This window comes from Oleiphilus sp. HI0067, from assembly GCF_001635735.1.
In genome coordinates, this window is the sequence record NZ_LWFI01000861.1 from 1 (window position 1) to 5,180 (window position 5,180).

9 protein-coding genes and 1 pseudogene are annotated in these 5,180 nt (G+C 46.4%); all 10 read right to left on the reverse strand.

Annotation, left to right across the window (positions count from 1 at the left end; all coding sequences use genetic code 11):
- Nucleotides 1-22 precede the first annotated feature (22 nt).
- Nucleotides 23-436 carry a 50S ribosomal protein L16 gene (gene rplP, locus A3739_RS09200; protein ID WP_068475211.1) on the reverse strand — a complete coding sequence of 138 codons (414 nt, stop codon included), beginning with the start codon at nt 434-436 and terminating at the stop codon, nt 23-25.
- Nucleotides 437-447: 11 nt separating this feature from the next.
- Nucleotides 448-1,131: a 30S ribosomal protein S3 gene (gene rpsC, locus A3739_RS09205; protein ID WP_068475209.1), complete on the reverse strand. Its 684-nt coding sequence runs from the start codon at nt 1,129-1,131 to the stop codon at nt 448-450.
- A gap of 11 nt (nt 1,132-1,142) precedes the next feature.
- Complete coding sequence (gene rplV / locus A3739_RS09210; protein ID WP_068473663.1) at nt 1,143-1,475, reverse strand: 50S ribosomal protein L22; 333 nt, start codon at nt 1,473-1,475, stop codon at nt 1,143-1,145.
- An 18-nt stretch (nt 1,476-1,493) separates the two neighbouring features.
- Complete coding sequence (gene rpsS / locus A3739_RS09215; protein WP_068455781.1) at nt 1,494-1,769, reverse strand: 30S ribosomal protein S19; 276 nt, start codon at nt 1,767-1,769, stop codon at nt 1,494-1,496.
- A gap of 19 nt (nt 1,770-1,788) precedes the next feature.
- Nucleotides 1,789-2,616, reverse strand: coding sequence for a 50S ribosomal protein L2 (gene rplB, locus A3739_RS09220; protein ID WP_068475205.1), 828 nt, complete (start codon nt 2,614-2,616; stop codon nt 1,789-1,791).
- A 14-nt stretch (nt 2,617-2,630) separates the two neighbouring features.
- On the reverse strand, nt 2,631-2,924 hold the full coding sequence (gene rplW, locus A3739_RS09225; protein WP_068475202.1) for a 50S ribosomal protein L23: 294 nt from the start codon (nt 2,922-2,924) through the stop codon (nt 2,631-2,633).
- Nucleotides 2,921-3,529 carry a 50S ribosomal protein L4 gene (gene rplD, locus A3739_RS09230; protein WP_068475199.1) on the reverse strand — a complete coding sequence of 203 codons (609 nt, stop codon included), beginning with the start codon at nt 3,527-3,529 and terminating at the stop codon, nt 2,921-2,923. Before rplD ends, rplW begins: the two co-directional genes overlap by 4 nt.
- 11 nt (nt 3,530-3,540) lie before the next feature.
- Nucleotides 3,541-4,179: a 50S ribosomal protein L3 gene (gene rplC / locus A3739_RS09235; protein ID WP_068475196.1), complete on the reverse strand. Its 639-nt coding sequence runs from the start codon at nt 4,177-4,179 to the stop codon at nt 3,541-3,543.
- A 103-nt stretch (nt 4,180-4,282) separates the two neighbouring features.
- Nucleotides 4,283-4,594 (reverse strand): 30S ribosomal protein S10, encoded by a 312-nt coding sequence (gene rpsJ / locus A3739_RS09240; protein WP_068455763.1) that lies wholly within the window; start codon nt 4,592-4,594, stop codon nt 4,283-4,285.
- 182 nt (nt 4,595-4,776) lie between these two features.
- Nucleotides 4,777-5,180: pseudogene (gene tuf / locus A3739_RS09245) on the reverse strand (elongation factor Tu); the annotation flags it as partial.

A 5,180-nucleotide genomic window follows, 5' to 3' on the forward strand; every position in this document is an offset into this window, starting at 1 on the left:
TCGCGTAATTCGTTTGCTTTCATTACATCACCGTCCTTTCAACAAAGGTCGTAGGAACAGGCAACTTAGCAGCTGCTAGAGCGAAAGCTTCACGCGCCAATTCTTCTGGCACACCTTCAATCTCATACAAAACACGGCCTGGCTGAACCTGGGCTACCCAGTACTCAACGTTACCCTTACCTTTACCTTGACGAACTTCTAAAGGCTTTTGCGTAATCGGCTTGTCTGGGAAAATACGAATCCAGATTTTACCACCACGCTTAACTTTACGTGTGATAGTACGACGTGCTGCCTCAATTTGGCGCGCAGTAATACGACCACGACCTGTCGCTTTCAGACCATACTCACCGAAGCTAATTTTAGCGCCACGTTGAGCTAGGCCACGATTACGACCTTTCTGTACTTTTCTAAATTTGGTACGTTTTGGCTGTAACATCTCTCGGCCCCTTACTTAGCAGACTTCTTGCGTGAGTTCTTCTTAGCTTCGCGTACCTGCTCGATACCGCCAAGAATCTCACCCTTGAAGATCCATACTTTGACACCGATGATGCCGTAAGTTGTGCTAGCTTCATGCGTTGCATAATCAACATCTGCACGAAGTGTATGTAGAGGTACGCGACCTTCACGGTACCACTCAGAACGAGCGATCTCAGCACCGCCAAGACGACCACCTAGCTGAATCTTGATTCCTTTAGCGCCTTGACGCATTGCATTCTGAACCGCACGCTTCATAGCACGACGGAACATAACACGACGCTCAAGTTGGCTAGCAACGCTAGCTGCAACCAATTTTGCATCAAGATCAGGCTTACGAATTTCTTCGATGTTAATGTGGACAGGAACGCCCATCATTTTGCCAACTTCTTTACGAAGCTTCTCAACGTCTTCACCTTTCTTACCGATTACAATACCAGGGCGAGCCGTGTGAATTGTAATACGTGCATTTTGTGCTGGACGCTCGATAGTGATCTTGCTTACAGACGCTTTTTCTAAACGCTTCATCAAGAAATCACGAACTTCGATATCATTGAGAAGGTTGTTTGCGTATTCACCTTTTTCTGCATACCAAACGGAGTTGTGGTCTTTCACAATACCCAGTCTGATACCATTAGGATGTACTTTCTGACCCATCTGTGTATCTCCTAGTTATCGGCCACTTTGACCGTGATATGACAGGTGCGCTTAAAAATACGATCAGCACGACCCTTCGCACGAGGACGGATACGCTTCATAGTTGGACCTTCATCAACAAAAACTGTTGATACTGTAAGATCGTCAACATCAAGACCGTCATTGTGCTCAGCGTTTGCGATTGCTGATTCCAACACCTTCTTCATCAATTGTGCAGCTTTCTTAGTGCTAAAAGACAATGTCTCTAGCGCTTCTTCTACACCTTTGCCTCGAATCTGATCTGCTACCAAACGCGCTTTCTGAGCAGAAATTCGAGCACCTCTATGCTTTGCAGCTACTTCCATCTCTAAATCCTCTCAGAATTAACGCTTAGCTTTCTTATCAGCAGCATGGCCGCGATAAGTACGTGTAGCAGCGAATTCACCTAGTTTATGGCCTACCATATCTTCAGTAACAAAAACCGGAACGTGTTGACGACCGTTATGTACTGCAATTGTAAGACCTACCATCTCTGGAAAAACTGTTGAACGACGAGACCAAGTTTTAATTGGCTTCTTGTCGCCCTTCTCCAGAGCCGTTTCTACTTTCTTTAATAAATGAAGGTCAATAAATGGACCTTTTTTCAAAGAACGTGGCACAGCGTAATCCTCTTCTTAATTACTTAGCCGACCGACGACGTACAATCATCTTGTCAGTGCGTTTGTTCTTGCGAGTCTTATGACCTTTAGTAGGCACACCCCAAGGAGTAACAGGGTGACGACCACCAGAGGTTCGCCCTTCACCACCACCATGTGGGTGGTCAACTGGGTTCATAACAACACCACGCACTGTTGGTCGAATACCGCGCCAACGTGATGCACCCGCTTTACCTAATTGACGTAGGCTATGCTCGCTATTAGAAACCTCACCCAAAGTCGCACGACATTCAGCAAGCACTTTACGCATCTCACCAGAACGCAAACGAAGAGTTGCATATGCACCTTCTCGCGCTACTAGTTGTGCAGAAGTACCAGCACTACGTGCGATCTGAGCGCCTTTACCAGGCTTCATCTCGATGCAGTGAATAACACTACCTACTGGGATATTTCGCATTGGCAATGTGCTACCAACCTTGATTGGCGCATCTTCACCAGAGCGAACTTCATCACCTGCCTTAAGACCTTTAGGAGCGATAATGTAACGACGCTCACCATCAGCATACTTAAGCAATGCAATGTGCGCAGAACGATTTGGATCATATTCCAAACGCTCTACAGTCGCAGGAATACCATCTTTCCCACGCTTGAAGTCGATCAAACGGTAGTGCTGCTTGTGACCACCACCCTTATGACGAGTTGTAATGCGACCGTTATTGTTACGACCGCCGCTCTTAGACTTTTTCTCTACCAATGGCGCGTAAGGACGGCCTTTATGTAGGTCAGGGTTTACAACCTTAACTACGTGACGGCGACCGGCAGAAGTCGGTTTGGCTTTAACGACTGGCATAACTATCTCCTACCTTATTCAACATCCATAAAGTCGATGTCTTGACCTTCAGCCAAACGAACATACGCTTTACGAATATCTTTACGCTTACCAAGACCGTTACGCGTAAGCTTGGTCTTGCCCTTGATATTTACAGTTTGAACTGACTTAACATCTACGTTAAACAACGCTTCAACTGCTTTCTTGATTTCTGGCTTGCTCGCATCTGGAGCAACCTTGAAACAAACTTGATCGTTTTCTGTAGCCATTGACGTTTTTTCAGAAACGTGAGGGCCTAGAAGCACTTTATAGATACGTTCTTGGTTCATCCCAACATCTCCTCAATCTTTTTCAAAGCAGCTACAGTAACAACTACTTTATCGTGGCCAACCAAGCTAACTGGATCAACACTTGCTACATCGCTTACTTCTACGTTACGCAGATTACGTGAAGCCAAGTAGAGATTTTGTTCAACTTCTTCAGCAACGATCAATGCACCTTCACTAAGACCTTGCGCTTCTAGCTGAGCAACGAAATCTTTAGTTTTTGGAGTTGCCGCAGTCATTTCTTCAACAACGACTAAACGCTCCTGACGAACCAACTCAGACAAAATCACCTGCATTGCTGCACGATACATTTTACGGTTAACTTTTTGCTCATAGCTGCGAGGCTTCGCTGCAAATGTAACACCACCGCCAGTCCAAATTGGGCTACGGATAGTACCAGCACGTGCGCGACCAGAACCTTTTTGACGCCATGGCTTTTTGCCACCACCACTCACTTCAGAACGAGTCTTTTGAGCCACTGTACCTTGACGGCCGCCAGCTAGATAAGCTGTAACAACCTGGTGCACCAATGCTTCATTGTACTCGCGAGAGAAGGTAGCATCAGAGACAGCAACGCTGCTCTTAGAACCTGAAATTACTAATTCCATCACTACACCTCTTACGATTTAACTGTTGGCTTAACGATGATATCTGCGCCTGTTGCTCCAGGAACAGCACCCTTAACCAAAAGCAAATTGCGCTCTGCATCTACACGAACTAGCTCAAGACCTTGAACAGTCACTTGCTCAGCACCCATGTGGCCCGCCATTTTCTTACCTTTGAAAACGCGACCAGGAGTCTGACACTGACCAATTGAACCAGGAGCTCTGTGAGAAATAGAGTTACCGTGAGTAGCATCTTGCATGTGGAAGTTCCAACGCTTAACACCACCTTGGAAGCCTTTACCTTTTGATTGACCAGTCACATCAACGACTTGACCAGCTTCAAATAGCGCAACATCAAGAGTATCGCCAGCTTTAAGCTCAGCACCCTCTTCTGCTTCCAAACGGAATTCCCATAATCCACGACCCGCTTCAACACCCGCTTTCGCGAAATGCCCAGCTGCAGATTTAGAAACGCGAGATGCGCGACGCTCACCAGTAGTGATTTGGACGGCACGATAGCCATCTACATCGTCGGTTCTCACCTGTGTGATACGGTTACCATCAACTTCTATGACGGTTACCGGAATAGATTGACCCTCATCTGTGAAGATACGAGTCATACCAGCCTTTCGGCCGACTAAACCAATTGCCATTTTTCACCTCTAAGTGTACGGGGCTTTCACCCTCTATGGCCCTTAAACAAGGTAGTTACACTTCGCCGAGCCAGTTGACTCGACACCAAACTTTCGTTTGGACTTAACCTAGGCTGATTTGAACATCAACACCAGCTGCAAGATCAAGCTTCATTAGTGCGTCTACAGTTTTTTCTGTAGGCTCTACAATATCCATCATGCGCTTATGCGTACGGATTTCATATTGATCGCGCGCATCTTTATTTACGTGCGGAGAAATCAATACTGTAAACCTTTCCTTCTTGGTCGGCAGAGGAATTGGACCACGCACTTGCGCACCAGTTCGCTTTGCCGTGTCTACGATTTCTTGCGTAGACTGATCAATCAGACGGTAGTCAAAAGCTTTCAGTCTGATTCTGATTTTTTGGCTTTGCATACTTAACAAAACTCCGATTATCGCCGCTTAAACAGTATGTTTTCGCAGCACCTGTACAAAAAAGGAGCGGCATTGTACACATTGCACACAAACGTGTCAACACGCACTATTAACCCCTTTGCAAACTGATATAACAACAAAAAAGGCCGCCCAAAAGGCGGCCTTTTCAGTACCGAAATATCTTATTCGATGATTTTCGCTACAACGCCCGCACCTACTGTACGACCGCCTTCACGAATTGCGAAACGCAAACCTTCTTCCATCGCGATTGGCGCGATCAATTCTGCAGAAAGCTGTACGTTATCGCCAGGCATTACCATTTCAACGCCTTCTGGAAGCTCACATGCACCCGTTACGTCCGTAGTACGGAAGTAGAACTGTGGACGGTAGCCTTTGAAGAATGGCGTGTGACGACCACCTTCATCTTTGCTTAGTACGTATACTTCAGCTTCGAACTTAGTGTGCGGCTTAACAGAACCAGGAACACATAGAACCTGACCACGCTCAACGTCGTCACGCTTAGTACCACGTAGAAGAACACCAACGTTCTCGCCCGCACGACCCTCATCAAGAAGCTTACGGAACA